21 protein-coding genes are annotated in these 16,515 nt (G+C 60.5%); 17 read left to right on the top strand and 4 right to left on the bottom strand.

Annotated features, from left to right (window positions below; translation table 11 throughout):
• Window positions 1–102 precede the first annotated feature (102 nt).
• The 13 genes from ACL9RJ_RS08315 (at window position 103) to recX (ending at window position 10,369) form a co-directional block, all read left to right on the top strand.
• Window positions 103–612: a phage baseplate assembly protein V gene (locus ACL9RJ_RS08315; protein ID WP_017127634.1), complete on the top strand. Its 510-nt coding sequence runs from the start codon at window positions 103–105 to the stop codon at window positions 610–612.
• Window positions 612–1,010, top strand: a complete 399-nt coding sequence (locus ACL9RJ_RS08310; RefSeq protein WP_017127635.1) for a phage GP46 family protein — start codon at window positions 612–614, stop codon at window positions 1,008–1,010. The genes ACL9RJ_RS08315 and ACL9RJ_RS08310 overlap by 1 nt, the downstream gene beginning before the upstream one ends.
• Entirely contained in the window at window positions 1,000–2,040 is a 1,041-nt protein-coding gene (locus ACL9RJ_RS08305; protein WP_017127636.1) for a baseplate J/gp47 family protein, read from the top strand. The genes ACL9RJ_RS08310 and ACL9RJ_RS08305 overlap by 11 nt, the downstream gene beginning before the upstream one ends.
• A complete protein-coding gene (locus tag ACL9RJ_RS08300) occupies window positions 2,028–2,627 on the top strand; it encodes a YmfQ family protein (protein WP_017127637.1) in 600 nt (199 codons plus the stop codon). Before ACL9RJ_RS08305 ends, ACL9RJ_RS08300 begins: the two co-directional genes overlap by 13 nt.
• Window positions 2,628–2,638: 11 nt before the next feature.
• Entirely contained in the window at window positions 2,639–4,189 is a 1,551-nt protein-coding gene (locus ACL9RJ_RS08295) for a phage tail protein (protein WP_103032826.1), read from the top strand.
• On the top strand, window positions 4,186–4,533 hold the full coding sequence (locus ACL9RJ_RS08290; RefSeq protein ID WP_042936045.1) for a tail fiber assembly protein: 348 nt from the start codon (window positions 4,186–4,188) through the stop codon (window positions 4,531–4,533). Before ACL9RJ_RS08295 ends, ACL9RJ_RS08290 begins: the two co-directional genes overlap by 4 nt.
• Before the next feature lie 333 nt (window positions 4,534–4,866).
• Window positions 4,867–6,495 (top strand): hypothetical protein, encoded by a 1,629-nt coding sequence (locus ACL9RJ_RS08285; protein WP_085983795.1) that lies wholly within the window; start codon window positions 4,867–4,869, stop codon window positions 6,493–6,495.
• Window positions 6,496–6,504: 9 nt separating this feature from the next.
• Entirely contained in the window at window positions 6,505–6,786 is a 282-nt protein-coding gene (locus ACL9RJ_RS08280; protein WP_017127642.1) for a hypothetical protein, read from the top strand.
• 113 nt (window positions 6,787–6,899) lie between these two features.
• A complete protein-coding gene (locus tag ACL9RJ_RS08275) occupies window positions 6,900–7,463 on the top strand; it encodes a glycoside hydrolase family 19 protein (RefSeq protein WP_017127643.1) in 564 nt (187 codons plus the stop codon).
• Entirely contained in the window at window positions 7,445–7,981 is a 537-nt protein-coding gene (locus tag ACL9RJ_RS08270) for a lysis protein (RefSeq protein WP_422765130.1), read from the top strand. The genes ACL9RJ_RS08275 and ACL9RJ_RS08270 overlap by 19 nt, the downstream gene beginning before the upstream one ends.
• A 266-nt stretch (window positions 7,982–8,247) precedes the next feature.
• Complete coding sequence (locus ACL9RJ_RS08265; RefSeq protein WP_422765128.1) at window positions 8,248–8,748, top strand: CinA family protein; 501 nt, start codon at window positions 8,248–8,250, stop codon at window positions 8,746–8,748.
• Window positions 8,749–8,831: 83 nt separating this feature from the next.
• Window positions 8,832–9,893, top strand: coding sequence for a recombinase RecA (gene recA / locus ACL9RJ_RS08260; protein WP_017127646.1), 1,062 nt, complete (start codon window positions 8,832–8,834; stop codon window positions 9,891–9,893).
• Window positions 9,894–9,901: 8 nt separating this feature from the next.
• A complete protein-coding gene (gene recX / locus ACL9RJ_RS08255; RefSeq protein WP_017127647.1) occupies window positions 9,902–10,369 on the top strand; it encodes a recombination regulator RecX in 468 nt (155 codons plus the stop codon).
• Here the strand turns inward: recX and ACL9RJ_RS08250 are convergent, their stop codons facing one another.
• A complete protein-coding gene (locus ACL9RJ_RS08250) occupies window positions 10,370–11,488 on the bottom strand; it encodes an LOG family protein (RefSeq protein ID WP_017127648.1) in 1,119 nt (372 codons plus the stop codon).
• A gap of 322 nt (window positions 11,489–11,810) precedes the next feature.
• On the opposite strand from ACL9RJ_RS08250, the gene ACL9RJ_RS08245 reads away from it, so the two are divergent.
• A complete protein-coding gene (locus ACL9RJ_RS08245) occupies window positions 11,811–12,005 on the top strand; it encodes a hypothetical protein (protein WP_017127649.1) in 195 nt (64 codons plus the stop codon).
• Here ACL9RJ_RS08245 and ACL9RJ_RS08240 read toward each other — a convergent pair whose 3' ends face one another.
• Entirely contained in the window at window positions 12,006–12,431 is a 426-nt protein-coding gene (locus tag ACL9RJ_RS08240) for a PA3611 family quorum-sensing-regulated virulence factor (RefSeq protein ID WP_017127650.1), read from the bottom strand.
• Between the two features lie 229 nt (window positions 12,432–12,660).
• Between ACL9RJ_RS08240 and ACL9RJ_RS08235 the strand changes: the two genes are divergently transcribed.
• Complete coding sequence (locus ACL9RJ_RS08235; RefSeq protein ID WP_017127651.1) at window positions 12,661–13,380, top strand: tRNA-uridine aminocarboxypropyltransferase; 720 nt, start codon at window positions 12,661–12,663, stop codon at window positions 13,378–13,380.
• Here ACL9RJ_RS08235 and ACL9RJ_RS08230 read toward each other — a convergent pair.
• On the bottom strand, window positions 13,355–14,257 hold the full coding sequence (locus ACL9RJ_RS08230; protein ID WP_042936234.1) for a DMT family transporter: 903 nt from the start codon (window positions 14,255–14,257) through the stop codon (window positions 13,355–13,357). The genes ACL9RJ_RS08235 and ACL9RJ_RS08230 overlap by 26 nt on opposite strands.
• A gap of 240 nt (window positions 14,258–14,497) precedes the next feature.
• Here ACL9RJ_RS08230 and erdR point away from each other — a divergent pair, with 240 nt between their 5' ends.
• Together erdR and ACL9RJ_RS08220 are read left to right on the top strand one after the other, a co-directional pair.
• Entirely contained in the window at window positions 14,498–15,148 is a 651-nt protein-coding gene (gene erdR, locus ACL9RJ_RS08225) for a response regulator transcription factor ErdR (protein ID WP_017127653.1), read from the top strand.
• Between the two features lie 74 nt (window positions 15,149–15,222).
• Window positions 15,223–15,588, top strand: a complete 366-nt coding sequence (locus tag ACL9RJ_RS08220; RefSeq protein ID WP_017127654.1) for a diacylglycerol kinase — start codon at window positions 15,223–15,225, stop codon at window positions 15,586–15,588.
• Here the strand turns inward: ACL9RJ_RS08220 and ACL9RJ_RS08215 are convergent.
• Window positions 15,585–16,511: a LysR family transcriptional regulator gene (locus ACL9RJ_RS08215; RefSeq protein ID WP_042936047.1), complete on the bottom strand. Its 927-nt coding sequence runs from the start codon at window positions 16,509–16,511 to the stop codon at window positions 15,585–15,587. The two genes, ACL9RJ_RS08220 and ACL9RJ_RS08215, sit on opposite strands and share 4 nt — an antisense overlap.
• Between the last annotated feature and the right edge of the window lie 4 nt (window positions 16,512–16,515).

Raw genomic sequence — 16,515 nt, 5'->3', positions numbered from 1 at the left:
TGGCGTCGCGCCGAGAGTTTGCGGCGAGGCACGGACTCCGTGGGAACCGGCTTGCCGGTGAAAGCGTCCTCCCTGACCTACCGCTCGCCCAAGGAACCCATCATGAGCCTACTGACACGCCTGCTGGCGCGCGGCACCGTCGTGCTCGCCAGCTCGGCCAATAAACTGCAATCGCTGCAAATGCGCCTGACCGCCGGCGAAGTGAACGACGACATGGAGCACTTCGAACCCTACGGTTTCACCAGCAATCCGCTGGCCGGCGCCGAAGGCATCGCGACCTTTCTTGGCGGCGATCGCTCCCATGGCATCGTGCTGGTGGTCGCCGACCGCCGCTACCGCCTGCAGAACCTCGCCCCCGGCGAAATCGCCCTGTACACCGACGAAGGCGACCGGATCCATTTCAGGCGCGGCCGGATCATCGATATCGATACCGGCACCCTGAACATCCGCGCCAGCACCGCCATCAACCTCGACAGCCCGACCCTGACCCAGACCGGCAAGATCGTCTCCCAGGGCGACCAGGTCGCTGGCGGCATCAGCCAGATGCAGCATGTGCACGGCGGCATCCAGCCGGGCAACGGCCAGACCGGCGTACCGGCGGGAGGTGCCTGATGTTTGTCTCCGGCAATCTCAAGGCGGCGCTGACCCGCTCGGTGTTGATCAGCCTGTTCACCTGGCGTCGCGCCAACTCCGACGACCCCCTCGACGACGATGAGCGTTTCGGCTGGTGGGGCGACAGTTTTCCCGCGGTGACCGACGACCGCATCGGCTCGCGGCTGTGGCTGTTGCGGCGGGTCAAGCTGACCGCGCAGACCCAGCTCGACGCCGAATTCTATGCCCGTGAAGCCCTGCAATGGCTGATCGACGACGGTCATTGCAGCGCCATCGAAATTCAAACCGAACGGCTCGACGCCCAGCGACTGAACCTGCGAACGGTTCTGACCCTGGCCGGCGGCGAGCGCCTGGATATCAACCCGAACAACAGTTGGCAGGTGACTTATGCCGTTTGAAACCCCTTCGCTGCCGGTGCTGATCAACCGCACCCAAAGCGACCTGGCCAGCGATTCGCTGCGCCAGTCCGATGCCCAGGTCCTGGCCCGCACCCTCAGCGGCGCGGCCTTTGGCCTGTACGGTTACCTCGACTGGATCGCCGAGCAGATCCTGCCCGACACCGCCGATGAAACCACCCTGGAACGCATCGCCGCCCTGCGCCTGCATCAACCGCGCAAGGCCGCCCAGGCTGCCAGCGGCAGTGTCAGCTTCACTGCTGCCGCCGGCGCCGTGCTGGATGCCGACACCCTGCTGCAGACCAGCGATGGCCGCAGCTACAAGGTGACCCTCGGCGGTACCACCAGCAGCGGCACCAACACCACGCAGATCCAGGCGCTGGATGCCGGCAGCCTGGGCAATGCCGACGCCGGCCTGACCCTGTTCCCGGTGCAGCCGGTGCAAGGTGTCGGCAACACCTTCACGGTACTGGCTCCGGGCCTGACCGGCGGGGTCGCGCAGGAAAGCCTCGAGTCCCTGCGGGCGCGGGTCATTCGCTCGTACCGCGTCACGCCCCATGGCGGTTCGGCGGCCGACTACGAGACCTGGGCCCTGGAGTGCCAGGGCATTACCCGGGCCTGGTGCCGCGGCAACTACCTCGGACCGGGGACCGTCGGCTTGTTTGTCATGCGTGACGACGACCCCGTGCCGCTGCCGGATGCCGGGCAACTGGCGCTGGTCCAGGCCTATATCGAGCCGTTGCGGCCGGTGACGGCGGAGCTGCATGTGCTGGCTCCGGTGCTGGTGCCGGTCACCTACACCCTGCGCCTGGTGCCGGATACCAGCGCCACCCGCGCCGCGGTCGAAGCGCAGCTGCGCGACCTGCACGACCGTGAAGGCGGCCTCGGGGAAACCCTGTTGCTGACCCATATCGCCGAATCCATCAGCAGCGCCAGTGGCGAGAACGATCACCTGCTGGTCACGCCGTCCGCCGATGTGCCAGCAGCCACCAACCAGTTGCTGACCTTCGGAGGCTGCGTATGGCTGGAGTAAGAACCGCCGCGCAATACCAGGAGCAACTGCGCAGCCTGCTGCCGGCCGGTCCCGCCTGGGACCCGGAACAGGTGCCGGAGATCCAGCAGGTACTGCTGGGCATTGCCCAGGAACTGGCCCGGGTCGATGCCCGGGCGGTCGACCTGATCAACGAAGTGGACCCGGTGACCGTCAGCGAACTGGTGCCGGACTGGGAGCGGGTGATGAACCTGCCCGACCCGTGCCTGGGCCCCAAGCCGCTGTTCGACGACCGCCGCCTGGCGGTGCGTCGGCGGCTGCTGGGGGTGGGTGACCAGAGCATCGGCTACTTCATCGACATCGCCCGCAGCCAGGGCTACCCGAATGCCAGCGTCACCGAACTGCAGACCCCGCGCATGGGCCGGGCACGGTTCGGCAAGGCGCGCTTCGGCACCTGGACGGCGCAGTTCATGTGGACGCTCAACACCGGCGGCCGCCTGCTCATGGGCCGTCGTTTCGGTGCCAGCTACTGGGGCGAGCGCTTCGGCGCCAATCCCGGCAGCGCCCTGGAATGCCTGATACATCGCACTGCCCCGGCGCACACGCTGGTGCACATCAATTACGACTAGAGGATAGACGCGTGGATTACCCAAAAAGCGTACCCAGCGTTGGGCTGGTAAATGGCAAGTTCGTCGACGAGAACCCGGTGAACGGTTCGCCGGGATCGTTGATTCCGGCGGTATGGGGCAACGCGGTCACCGAGGAACTGCTTAATGTGGTCCAGGCCGGTGGCCTGCAGCCTTCGGAAACGGCCCGGGATCAGTTGCTGACGGCGATCCGCACGATCATCCAGAGTTCATTGCCGGTGGAGCAGGTGCGTACGACGCTGGCGGCATACGGGATTACCGATGCCTACACCAAGGCCGAGATCGAGGAAAAGCTGAAAAACACTTCTGCCTTGCCGGTGGGGGTGATGGTGCCGTTTCCGAAAGGGACCGTGCCGCCAGGGTATCTGGAGGTGGACGGCAGTGTGCAGAGCGCCGCGACTTATCCTGAGCTGTATGCGTACCTGGGGACGACCTTCAACACGGGGAGCGAGCCCGCGGGCTTCTTCCGGTTGCCGGAGTCGCGGGGGGAGTTTCTGCGTGGGTGGGATCATGGGCGGGGGGTGGATGTTGGTCGGGCAATTGGTAGCTATCAAGCAGACGACTTCAAGTCTCATAACCACAAGCTGACTTTTGGGGCGAATGTAGGCGGGGGTAGCAACATTTCGGGTGGTTCAGGGTTTGGTGCCTTCAGCACTGCCGCCATAGAAGCTAGCGGCGGTAGTGAAACACGGCCACGCAACTGGTCTGTAATGTGGTGCATCAAGGCCTGGAGCGCGCCGACCAACCAGGGGAATATCGATGTTGCGGCCTTGGCGGCTCAAGTCCAGAGCGCACAGAAATTTGCGTTTACAGGATCCCACAAAGGGCTGACAGCATCGGCTTCCGGGCTCAATTCGTTGGTGAATGTTTCAGCCGATCAGTTGGTGGTGGGCAACGAGGTTTCGTTCAGAAACCTGAATGCCGTGAGTTTGAACATCAATGCTGCTGTCGTGGGTGTCAATGGTCTGGATACTGGTGCCCTGGCCGCATCGACCTGGTACAGCCTCTGGGTGATCTGGAATGGCACCGTCACTTCGGGGTTGCTGTCGCTGAGCGCGACCTCTCCAACGCTTCCCAGCGGGTACACCCACAAAGCCAGGGTGGGCTGGATTCGCACCGATGCTACCAGCAGCAAATACCCGCTTTCCTTTACCCAGGTTGGCAGACGAGTTCAGTACAAAGTAACGACAGGTAGTAATGTTGCCAGTCTTCCTGTGATGGCAAGTGCTACAGGTAATCTCGCAGCATGGTCGGCAGTTGCGGTAGGTAACTATTTGCCACCAACAGCACCGACAATCGACGTAGGACTCCAAGTGCAAGCAGCCGGAGCACAAATCGCCTGGGCGAGCATCGTTCCAAACAACGCCTACTCGACGACCGTTTCGATTAATACACCTGCGGCCCTTACGGCAGGAACTTATCAGGCCCTCACTGGTGGGCGCGTGATGATGCAATTGGAAAGCTCTTCAATTTACTGGACTTCGGTTAGTTCTTCAGGCGGAGCCATGACTGTGTATTGTGCTGGCTGGGAGGATGCATTATGAGTGGTTATGCAGTAAGAAATGATGGTCAGGGCTGGCGTGCTGTAAATGGTCCTGAGGATCTCCTGCCAGATGAATGGTACACGGAGAGCAATCCACCCGATCCTGTTCCGCTTCCCCCTACCCGGGATGAGCTGATCTCATTGTCCAAGGCCAAGAGAGATGCTTTGTTGTCTATTGCAGCAAACCGGATGGGGCCACTGCAAGATGCCGTGGATCTGGATGAGGCGACTGTAGAGGAGGTGGCAATGCTCAAAAAGTGGAAACAGTATCGCATTGCGCTGAACCGCATCGAGCAGCAGCCTGCGTTTCCAGATGATATCGCCTGGCCGGTATCGCCGGAGTGATTCGTACGGAGTGACCGTGCCCGCCTTGTGCGGGCATTTTTCTACCGTGAGAAAAGTATACCCAGTCTCGTGCAGGTAATAGCTTGTATTTTCATGGCTATGTTTCGATGGCCGTATCTGTTCTTTCTCGACCTGCAGCACGGCTGGGTATCCAGTCGATTGTTGAACGAGCTATCACTTTTGAGTTTTTTGAATGAAGAACTTTTTATCAGGCAAGAGTGTTGCGGGTGATAGAGCGTGCAATTTAAGTATTTCAGGGTGTAAGTGCCCGGAACAACGCACTTTGCCAGTCAAGTGGAGGGTGCATATCAATGATGGTTAGAGGATACAAGAATGGATTATCCAAAAAGTGTACCCGGGGTCGGGCTGATAAATGGAAAGTTTGTTGATGATAACCCTGTCACGGGGGCTCCCGGATCATTGATCCCGTCAGAGTGGGGCAATGGGGTCACAGATGAGATCCTGGGTGTCATCAAGGCTGCTGGTATCAATCCCGATGAGTTTACGCTGACCCAGTTGCTCCAGGCGATTCGTATCATCAATCAGGATGACTCCAGTCGGTACGGCATCGATACAGGTGTTGCCAATACATATACCGTGACCTATGCGCGTAACTTGCAACAATTGGTTGACGGAACAGTCCTGCGCTTCAAGGCAAAGACGGCCAATACCACGGCGAGTACATTCAGCCCGAATGGTTTTCCCCCCACACCGATCTGGAGCAAGAAGCACGCTGCACTTACTGGTGGTGAGATTGTCGCCAATGGTAGTGTGACCCTGGTTTGGAATGCCTCTTTGAACGTGACCGGTGTCTGGGTGCTGTTGCAAAGCAGTGGTGGGGCAGATCAATTGCCTGCCGGCAGCTACGGTGCGACGGCTGCATTCGGTGATAGTTCGACAGCGGTGGCCACGACAGAGTATGCACAACTGTTGGCGGGCTCGATGCTGAGTAAAAATGTTTCCGGAGGTTCGACCGTCACGTTGACTGCGGTAGAAGGACGTTATCCGATCATTGCGTTAACTGGCGTGCTGACCTCGAACATTGACCTTGTGGTGCCCTCCGCGAGTAAGTCCTGGATTGTGGCAAACAACACGACTGGCTCTTTCAGCGTAACAGTAAGAACCCAGTCGGGTGCGGGTGTTATCGTGGCGCCGGACATTGCGCTGTTATTGTATTGCAACGGATCAAGTGTCTTCCAGGCGAATGTCGCCGATGTCGCGTCAAAACAGATTTTCCCTGTATCGACTATTGTAAGCTCCAATGCTCTGACGCTCTCGCTCAACCCAACCAGCCTGGACTTCAGATCACCGTTGCTGGTAAGCGGGGCAGTGAACTCCAGATCGGTAGTTTCCACCATTTCTCTGGTTGTGCCTTTTGGCGCGACACTGGGCACCGTGGCAGCTCAACCCAGTCGCTTGGCTTTGTTGGCCATTGACAATCTAGGGGTTGTTGAACTGGCTGTTGTCAACCTGTCAGGTAGCAATAACCTTGATGAGACCACTCTGATAAATACCACAGCGATAGGGGCGACGGCGACATCCTCCAGTGTCGTTTACTCGGCGACTTCCAGAACCGGCGTCCCCTTTCGTGTCGTTGGTTTTGTTGATGTTACGCAAGCCACGGCGGGTACTTGGCTCAGTGCGCCAGCGATTACCCAAGGCATAGGAGGGATGGCAGTTAATGCACTGTCTTACTCTCAGACGTGGCGAAATGTTTTGCCGAGTCGCGCCTCTGGTGTGAATTATACAAACACAACTGGTCGACCTATCATGGTTGCTGTTTCCAACACGACCCAGTTTAGCGCTTTGACTGCGGTAGTGGGCGGTATTTCGTTAGGTAGTTCTAATAGCTATTATCCAAATTCGGGTGGGCCTGCTTCATTTATGTCGTTTATGGTTCCACCAGGAGCTGTTTACTCTGTAACAGGTAATGCAATTTCTCAGTGGTCTGAGCTTCGGTAGGGGGTAGAGATGAAATATTATATTGATAGGCGGACAAATCAGGTTTTTGCTTTTGAGGCGGATGGTTCTCAGGATGCTTGTATTGGCCCTGATCTGGAGGCTCTTGATGAGAGGGAACTGGCGGCGTTTCAGGCAGCAAACGTCGATCCAAAAATTGAAATCATCCGGAAAATAGCAGAGCTGGAGTCCCAGGTTACTCCCCGCAGGTTGCGTGAAACGCTACTGACCGATGACAAGTCTTTTATAAAAGTGATAGATGACAATATAGTGGAGTTAAGGTTGCAGTTGTGATTTTTCTTGCTTTTAGATTTTAAGAGAGTATTTGGTCAAAACAGTTGATTTTCCACTGTTGGGGGGAATCATGTTTTGTGGGGTTTCCGAAGTTTTACGATAGATATCCTTTCATGGTGATTACCGAGCAACAACTACTCCGCATCATGCCCAACGCCCGCCCCCAAGCGGGCGTTTTTGTGCCTGCTCTCAACACCGCCATGTCCCGCCATCAGATCAACACTCCCAAGCGCATTGCCGCTTTCCTGGCCCAGGTGGGCCATGAGTCCGCGCAACTGCGCTATGTGCGGGAACTGGGCAGTGACCGGTACCTGAGCAAGTACGATACGGGTGCCCTGGCGATCCGCCTGGGCAATACCCCGGACGCCGACGGCGATGGCCAGCGCTATCGCGGTCGGGGGCTGATCCAGATCACCGGGCGCAGCAACTACCGTCAATGCAGCCTCGCGCTGTTCGGCGACGAGCGTCTGCTGCAACAGCCGGAACTGCTGGAACAGCCACAATGGGCCGCCGAGTCGGCGGCCTGGTTCTGGGAGCAGCAAGGGTTGAACGCGTTGGCCGATGCCGACCAGTTCAACAGCATCACCCGCAAGATCAACGGCGGCCTCAACGGCCTCGAGGATCGATTGCAACTCTGGGCACGGGCGAGGGCGGTGCTATGCGCCTCCTCGACCTGACCCCGGCGCCTTACCGCCTGTTCGCTGTCGTCGTGCTGCTGGCCATTCTGGCCGGTGGTTCGGCGGCACTGGCCTGGCGGGTTCAGGACTGGCGTTATGGCCTGCAACTGGAGCATCAAGCCAGGCTGCAGGCCGATACGCTCAAGCAGATTTCCCTGGCCGCGGCGACGCAACAGCGTGCCGAGCAGGACAAGCGCCTGGCCCTGGAGCAACGACTCCAGGCCAGCGACCAGACTCATTCGAAGGAACTGAGCGATGTACAACAGGATCAGGCTCGCCTGCGTGATCGGATTGCCACTGCTGATCTGCGGCTGTCAGTCCTCCTCGACAGCGGCGATCCCGCCAGTGGCCGTGCAGTGCCAGCCACCACCGCCACCGGCGGCGTGGTTCATGCAGCCCCACGCGCCCGACTTGACCCGGCGCATGCTCAACGAATTATCGCCATCACCGACGACGGCGACCGCGCCCTGATTGCCTTGCAGGCCTGTCAGGCGTATGCCGGAGCGGTGTCGCGCTGACATCCGGACGCAAGTCGCGGCTTGAAAGTCCGATGCGCTCCTGTAGGGTATTCACTTTGCCCAGGCGGCCCAGGTGTTCGAAACCTGCGGGAGCCGGCTGACTGGCGATGACGGCGGTGAATTCACCCTCGCTATCGCTGGCAAGCCAGCTCCCACAATGACCCGGTCGAATCTGTGGGAGTGGGCTTGCCCACGAAAGGGCCCTCAAGGCCGTCTGAAACTTCGCTGGCAAGCCGGCTCCCACGCCGTGAAAAGGAGAGAGCAACGTGGACGACATCACCCGGCTTGCCGCCGAACTCGGCAAGCGCTTGCAAAACCTCAAGGCCCAGGTCACTACCGCCGAGTCCTGCACCGGCGGCGGCATAGCCGAGGCCATCACGCGGATTCCCGGCAGTTCGGCCTGGTTCGAGGCGGGCTACGTGACCTATTCCAATCGGCAGAAGACCTTGCAGTTGCAGGTCCCCGAGGCCTTGTTCGGCCAGGTCGGCGCCGTCAGCCGGGAAGTGGTCGAAGCCATGGTCCGTGGCGCCCAGGCCCATAGTGACGCGCGGTTTGCCGTGGCGGTCAGCGGCGTGGCCGGGCCGGACGGCGGCTCGCCGGAAAAACCGGTGGGCACCGTGTGGCTCGCCTGGGGTGTGGGCGACCAGGTCGATACCGAGCGCCGGCAGTTCCCCGGCGACCGCGACGCGGTCCGCCGACAGACGGTGCAGGCCGCGCTGGAAGGGCTGTTGCGACGGGCGGAAGCAGAAATCGCAAATCAGGGGTAGGCGATCCGCCAACGCTGTGGAATAATACTGGCTACTTATACAGGTGTTGGCCGTCAGGCCTTATTGATTACGTGAGGACTTTAATGGACGACAACAAGAAGAAAGCCTTGGCTGCGGCCTTGGGTCAGATCGAACGTCAATTCGGCAAGGGTGCCGTGATGCGTATGGGCGATCATGACCGTCAGGCGATCCCTTCGATCTCCACCGGTTCCCTGGGCCTGGACATCGCCCTCGGCATCGGCGGCCTGCCAAAGGGCCGTATCGTGGAAATCTACGGTCCGGAATCCTCGGGTAAGACCACCCTGACGCTTTCCGTCATCGCCCAGGCGCAGAAAGCCGGTGCGACCTGTGCCTTCGTCGACGCCGAACACGCCCTGGACCCGGAATACGCCGGCAAGCTGGGCGTCAATGTCGACGATCTGCTGGTTTCCCAGCCGGACACCGGCGAGCAGGCCCTGGAAATCACCGACATGCTGGTGCGCTCCAACGCGGTTGACGTGATCATCGTCGACTCCGTGGCCGCCCTGGTGCCAAAAGCGGAAATCGAAGGTGAAATGGGCGACATGCACGTCGGCCTGCAAGCCCGCCTGATGTCCCAGGCACTGCGCAAGATCACCGGTAACATCAAGAACGCCAACTGCCTGGTGATCTTCATCAACCAGATCCGCATGAAGATCGGCGTGATGTTCGGCAGCCCGGAAACCACCACCGGTGGTAACGCGCTGAAGTTCTACGCTTCGGTTCGCCTGGACATCCGTCGTACCGGCGCGGTGAAGGAAGGCGACGAAGTGGTGGGCAGCGAAACCCGCGTCAAGGTCGTCAAGAACAAGGTGGCTTCGCCGTTCCGTCAGGCCGAGTTCCAGATCCTTTACGGCAAGGGCATCTACCTCAATGGCGAGATGATCGACCTGGGCGTGCTGCACGGCTTTGTCGAGAAGTCCGGTGCCTGGTACAGCTACAACGGCAGCAAGATCGGTCAGGGCAAGGCCAACTCGGCCAAGTTCCTGGCGGACAACCCGGAAATCGCCGCTACCCTCGAGAAGCAACTGCGTGACAAGTTGCTGACTCCAGGTGTTGATACCAAGGCCAACTCCGGTGCTGCTGTCGTCGAAACCGAAGACGACCTGGCCGACGCTGACCTCTGAGTGAAGCGATGACCGCCGTACTGGATACCCCGGTCGCCGTACGGCGCACTGCCATGGACCTGCTCGCGCGACGCGAGCATGGTCGAGTCGAGCTGACGCGCAAATTGCGTCAGCGCGGCGCTTCTCCCGAAATGATCGACACCGAACTCGACCGCCTGACGGAAGAGGGGCTGCTGTCCGAATCTCGTTACCTCGAAAGCTTCGTTTCCTACCGTGCCCGTTCCGGCTATGGGCCTCTGCGTATTCGCGAGGAACTGAGCCAGCGTGGTCTTCAGCGTGCCGATATCGAACAGGCCCTGCGTGAAAGCGGTCTGGACTGGCAGGCGCAGTTGGAAGACACCTGGAGGCGCAAGTTTGCCGGACAACTGCCGGTGGACGCCCGTGAACGTGCTCGGCAAGGGCGCTTCCTGAGTTATCGGGGGTATTCCATGGAAATGATCGGCCGCCTGTTCAGCGGCCGAGGCATGGACGACTGATCAGGTTGCCTTGATCGGCTCCCTGGCTCGCTGTTGCTCGGGGAGCCAGGCCTTGCCCCAGTTCTCCGGCAGGTTGATGAAGTCCACCAGTTCGCGCAAGCGTCCCTGATCCCGCGCGGTAAAGTGAAACGCCAGCCGCGACAGGTGGCTGAATTGCGGCTCGTCGTGCTCCTGGCCGCTGTAGGCATGCTGATGAAAACCGCCACTGACGCACAGGTCGGTGAACTGTTCGTCCAATTGCGCCAGCGCCTGCTCGTTGAGCGGATGGTTCATGCGGATCACGAACTGGTTCTTCAGCCAGCGACTTGAATGGAAATTGCTGTAGAACTGGTTGATTTCCGCTACCGCTTCATCGGCGCTGTACACCAGTCGGGCCAGCTTCAGGTCCTTCGGCAGGATGTAGTGATTGGCTTCCAGTTGCGTGCGGATGAAGTCGATGGCGCCTTGCCAGAAGCTGCCGCCCGGCGTATCCAGCAACACCACCGGCACCAGTGGGCTTTTACCGGTCTGGATCAGGGTCAGTACTTCCAGCGCTTCATCGAGGGTGCCGAAACCACCCGGGCACAGCACCAGCGCGTCGGCTTCCTTGACGAAGAACAGCTTGCGGGTGAAGAAGAAGTGGAAGGACAGCAGGTTGACGGTGCCGTCGACCGTCGGATTGGCATGCTGCTCGAAGGGCAGGGTGATATTGAACCCCAGGCTGTGTTCCAGCCCGGCGCCGGCATGGGCGGCGGCCATGATGCCACCGCCGGCACCGGTAATGACCATCAGGTCGGAGTGGGCGAGAGCGGCTCCCAGTTCCTTGGCCTGGGCATACAGCGGGTGTTCGATGGGTGTGCGGGCAGAGCCGAACACAGTGACCTTGCGGCGGCCCTTGAACTGATCCAGCACCCGGAAAGCATGTTCCAGTTCGCGCAGGGCCTGCAGGACGATCTTGGCGTTCCAGCGATTGCGGTCATCCTGGGCCATGCGCAGGACGGTCAGCATCATGTCGCGATAAAGCGGGAGGTTCGGGCTGTCGGGGGCAACCCGCTTGAGTTGTTCTTCGACCTTGCTGGTCAGGTCGACACCATTGCTCTGGAAATGACGGGACAGGAAGTCATCCGGTTCGTAAGGCATTCAGCTTCTCCTTCATATACAGAACTTCTGGCGCGGTCGAAATATTCACCGGCGCCGCGACACTGCATGTGTCGCTGTATAGCCAGCTTGATGGCTTTGCATGACAACTGGCGAATTGATCATGGGCCTATAAAGTCTTGTCTGGCAACAGCTTGTTGCATCGTCGCGGCCGACTTGCACCGCTCGTCAGAAGCTGTGCCCGCGCCTTCCGGCTCTGATTTACTTAAACACAAACCGGCCAGAAGCGCTTCACGGGCGTGACGGGTCCAGGCCGGCGTTTTCTGGTAGTGGGATCGACACCGGGACGGCAGGGAGGCGGGTGATGGCGAGGATGACGTTGGAAGTCGATAGCGAGCTCTACCACTTGTTGCAGATGGCCGCGCGGGCCAACCATCTCACTCTGGAGGACGAATGTCGCCGGCGACTGGAGGGTGGGGAGCGGCGCTCGCGTTACATGCAAGCGCTGGTCGCGGAACTGCGCGCCGATGATGAGCAACGGCGCCAGGCGCGGCAGTGATCATTTTTTCTTTGGCGGTGTTGCTTTCGGGCAATCGCTTTCCACGAAGTGGGCGGAAGCGACGGGGCGGTTGCTCTTGTTCTCGGTGAACTCGTAGCGCATCACCGCGCCCTGGGCCATCAGCTTGCGATAGTTGGCGTTGCGGCAGACGCTGGCGCCCAGTTGCAGGTAGACCGCCTTGGGGTTGGCCCGCATGCCTTCGGCATAGTCGGGCTGCACGCTGAGGTGGTCGATCAACTGGTTGCCTTCCACCGTATAGGCGACTTCCAGGATGTTATCGTTGAGTTCGCGAGGCAGGGTTTCGTTGCTCTTCTGCGCGACGTCCTTCAGCATTTTGTTCAGTTCGAAATCCTTCAGCGAGGCCGCCTGGGCACTGAAGGGCAACGCCAGCAAAAGGGCGATGGACGGTACGGTAAGGCGCAGCATGAAACTCTCCTGATTCGGTAACTGGTGCTTCGACCCGTTACCGGGCTGTGCGTTCAGTGGTGGCGAAGTATAGAGGGCGGTTGTAGGCCCTACTAGGCCGGTGCTGAAGGAAATCTCGACAGTCCGCTGGGCAAACGCTGCGGTTGCCTCTGTTAGACTTCGCGCACTTTTTATCGTCGTGAGTCGTATTGTTCGTGTTCAACCCTTCTTTTTGCCGGCGTCGCAGCTTATGAGCCACGCTGTTTCCCGCCTGCGCGCCCAGCGCCTGGCCCGTGCGAAAGCGCCGTTCACCGCCCGGGGCTCAAGGGCCGAGCGTTGCGAGGGCTGCCGGGTCATTCCGCAGTATTGCCTGTGCGACTGGCGTCCTCGTGTCGCGGCGCGCTCGGCGATCTGCCTGCTGATGCACGATGTCGAACCGATGAAACCGAGCAATACCGGTTGGCTGATCGCCGATGTGATCGCCGACACCACGGCCTTCAGCTGGTCGCGTACCGAGGTCGACCCACAACTGCTGGCGCTGCTGGCCGATCCGCAATGGCAGCCGTTTATCGTCTTCCCGGGAGAGTTCGTGGCACCGGAGCGGGTGGTCACCGAGGTGCAGCCGATGTCGGGCAAGCGCCCTTTGTTCATTCTGCTGGATGCGACTTGGACGGAAGCGCGCAAGATGTTTCGCAAGAGCCCCTATCTGGAGGGCTTCCCGGTGCTGAGCCTGGAGTCGGAGCAGTTGTCGCGCTACAAGTTGCGCCGCTCCAAGCGTGATGATCATTTCTGTACGGCGGAGGTCGGCGCCTTGTGCCTGGAACTGGCGGGCGACACTCGCGCCGGTGAAGCGGTGAGCGCCCTGCTGGAAGTCTTCACCACTCACTATCTGGGCGCCAAGTTCCAGTTGCCGCTGGATCTCGACGACGAGGCCCACTGTCAGCTCAGGCCTTTTCTCCAGGCGCCGTAGCGCTTGTTTTCGGCCAGAGCTGGGCGACCAGCATGCCGGCGAGCATCAGCGCGCAGCCCAGATAGCCGCGCAGATGCAGGGATTCGTCGAGCAGCAGGGCGCCGGCGATGGCGGCAAACACCGCTTCCAGTGAGAAGATGATCGCCGCATGGGAGGCAATTGCGTCCTTCTGGGCGATCACCTGCAGGGTGTAGCCGATACCGACGGCCACGATGCCGCCGTAGACAATCGCCGGACCGGCGGCAACGATGGCCGACCACTGGATGGGTTCCAGACACAGGGCCAGCAGCAGGCTGACCAGGGCGCAGGTGGTGAATTGCAGGAAGGCCAGGCGAATCACATCGTGGCGCTTGGCGAATACCCCCACCAGGATCACATGCCCGCCCCAGACGAATGCGCCGATCAGTTGCAGCCAGTCCCCGGGCGATACGTGGAATTGATCGCCGACACTCAGCAGGAACATGCCGACAACGGCGAGCAGGGCGCCCAGCCAGGTGCCCAGGCCGGTCTTGTGGCCGATGAAGAGTCCCAGCAACGGCACTACAATCACATAGAGGCCGGTGATAAAGCCGGCGTTGGTAACCGTGGTGAACAGCAGGCCCACCTGTTGCAGGTTGATACCCAGCGCCAGGGCCAGCCCCATCAGCACGCCGCCGAGCAACAGGCCGCGGGTCAGAAAGGGTTCTGGCCGGATCTGCCGGGCGTTGCCGCGCAGTACCAGTGGCAACAGGCAAAGTGATCCCAGGGCGAAACGCAGGCCGGAATAGAGGAAGGGGCCCACATGATTCATGCCGGCGGTTTGTGCGACAAAGCCGCTCCCCCAGATCACGGCGGTCAGCAGCATCAGGATATCGGCACGCAGGGCTTGGCTTCGCATGATGGCACTCTTGTTGATAGGCCGACGACTGTGCCGTAAAGCATCGAACTTGACCACCCCGGCTTCGCTGGTCATGCTTGGCGCCGATTCGGGTGCGCTAGAGTGTGCAAGCGCTGGTTTTCCGGGCTTCTGGCGTGGAACGTACCCTTTGGCGCACAGCCTTCACAGGCTGTCGCTTCGAGATGCTTCGGCGAGCCGCGAACCGATCGACGCTCGCCTAAAAACAGGATCATTGGAAAAATGACCACATACGAAATCCTGATCGCCGACGACCATCCTCTGTTTCGCAGTGCATTGCACCAGGCGTTGACCCTCGGGCTCGGCCCCGACGTGCGGCTGGTGGAAGTGGCGAGCATTGCCGAACTGGAAACCCGCCTGACCGAAAAAGCCGATTGGGACCTGGTCCTGCTGGACCTGAACATGCCCGGTGCCTACGGTTTCTCCGGATTGGTGTTGTTGCGCGGGCAGTACCCGCAGATTCCGGTGGTCATGGTCTCGGCCCAGGAAGAAGCTTCGGTGGTGGTGCGTTCCCGCGAGTTCGGCGCCAGTGGCTTTATTCCCAAATCAAGCTCCCTGGAAGTGATCCAGAAGGCCGTGCGCACGGTGCTCGACGGCGATGTCTGGTGGCCGCCACAGGCCTTCGAAGCCGTCAGCGTCTCCGATGAGGCCAAGGCCGCCAGCGCCGGCCTGGCCAGCCTGACACCCCAGCAGTTCCGGGTGTTGACCATGGTTTGCGAAGGGCTGCTGAATAAACAGATTGCCTACGAGTTGAGTGTATCCGAGGCGACCATCAAGGCTCACGTGACGGCGATCTTCCGCAAGCTGGGCGTGCGGACCCGTACCCAGGCTGCCTTGCTCCTGCAACAACTTGAGTCAATTTCGAGCCAGTAAGACAGCGGCTATTCACGCTTTTTTGACTTTTGTTGAACTAGCTTTCCTACACCTTTTTATTCAGTTGCCTACTTATGTCCTCGCCTTTTAAAGGTCAAACCGGTTTTAAACGTATCCTCAACGCGTCGGGATACTCCCTCGACGGCCTGCGCGCGGCGTTCACCGGCGAGGCGGCGTTCCGGCAACTGGTGCTGTTGAACGTGGTGTTGATCCCCGTGGCGTTCTTCCTCAACGTCAGTCGGGTCGAGCGCGCGCTGTTGATCGCCGTGTGCCTGTTGGCGCTGATCGTCGAGTTGCTCAACTCGGCGGTGGAAGCGGCCATCGACCGGATCTCCCTCGACCGGCATCCGTTGTCGAAAAATGCCAAGGACATGGGCAGTGCCGCCCAGTTCGTTGCCCTGAGCATGATTGCCCTGGTCTGGGCCGTGATCCTTCTCTAGGCGATCGTCGGCAACACGATCTCATCGCTGCGCTGCACGCCGGCGGTGAGGTTGCGGCACAGGTCGAGGAATTCGCGCATGGCCGAGGTCTGGTACTTCTGCTTGTGCCAGATAAAGTAGAACTGCCGTGCCAGGTCCAGTTCCGGGGTTTCCACCGCCACCAGGCTGCCTCGGCGGAACGCATCGCGCAGGGCCAGGCGCGAGATGCAGCCGATGCCCAACCCCGACTCCACCGCGCGCTTGATGGCTTCGGTGTGCTCCAGTTCCAGGCGGATATTCAGCGCGCTGCGGTGATGACGCATGGCCTGGTCGAAGGTCAGGCGGGTCCCCGAACCCTGTTCGCGCAGGATCCAGGCTTCCCGGGTCAGCTCTTCCATGCTCGCGTGGCCGCGTTTTGCCAGTGGATGCTGGGGCGCGCAGAACACCACCAGTTCGTCTTCGACCCAGGTCTGCACTTCGATATCCGGGTGGCTGCAATCGCCTTCGATCAGACCCAGGTCAATTTCGTAGTGGGCGACCTGTTGCACAATGTTCGCCGTGTTCTGCACATGCAGCTTCACCTGGCTCTCCGGGTGCAGCTGCATGAAGCTGCCGATCAGCAGGGTCGCCAGGTAATTGCCGATGGTCAGGGTGGCGCCCACCGCCAGTGAGCCGAAACCGGACTTGCCATTGAGCAGGTCTTCGATTTCCTTGGCCTGGTCCAGCAACGCCACCGCTTGTGGCAGCAACTGTTTGCCCAGGGCGTTGAGGCTCAGGCGCTTGCCGGCGCGGTCGAACAACTGGCAGCTCGATTGCCGTTCGAGCTCGGTGATCGAGGTACTCGCGGCGGATTGGGAAAGGGCCAGCAGCCCGGCGGCGCGTGACACGCTTTCCTGCTGGGCGACCGTGACGAATACCTGAAGTTGACGGAGAGTAAATCGCATATCT

Origin of the sequence: Pseudomonas sp. Mn2068, assembly GCF_049319725.1 — a bacterium.
Lineage (GTDB): Bacteria > Pseudomonadota > Gammaproteobacteria > Pseudomonadales > Pseudomonadaceae > Aquipseudomonas > Aquipseudomonas gingeri.
This window is presented reverse-complemented; position numbering and strand designations above follow the sequence as displayed.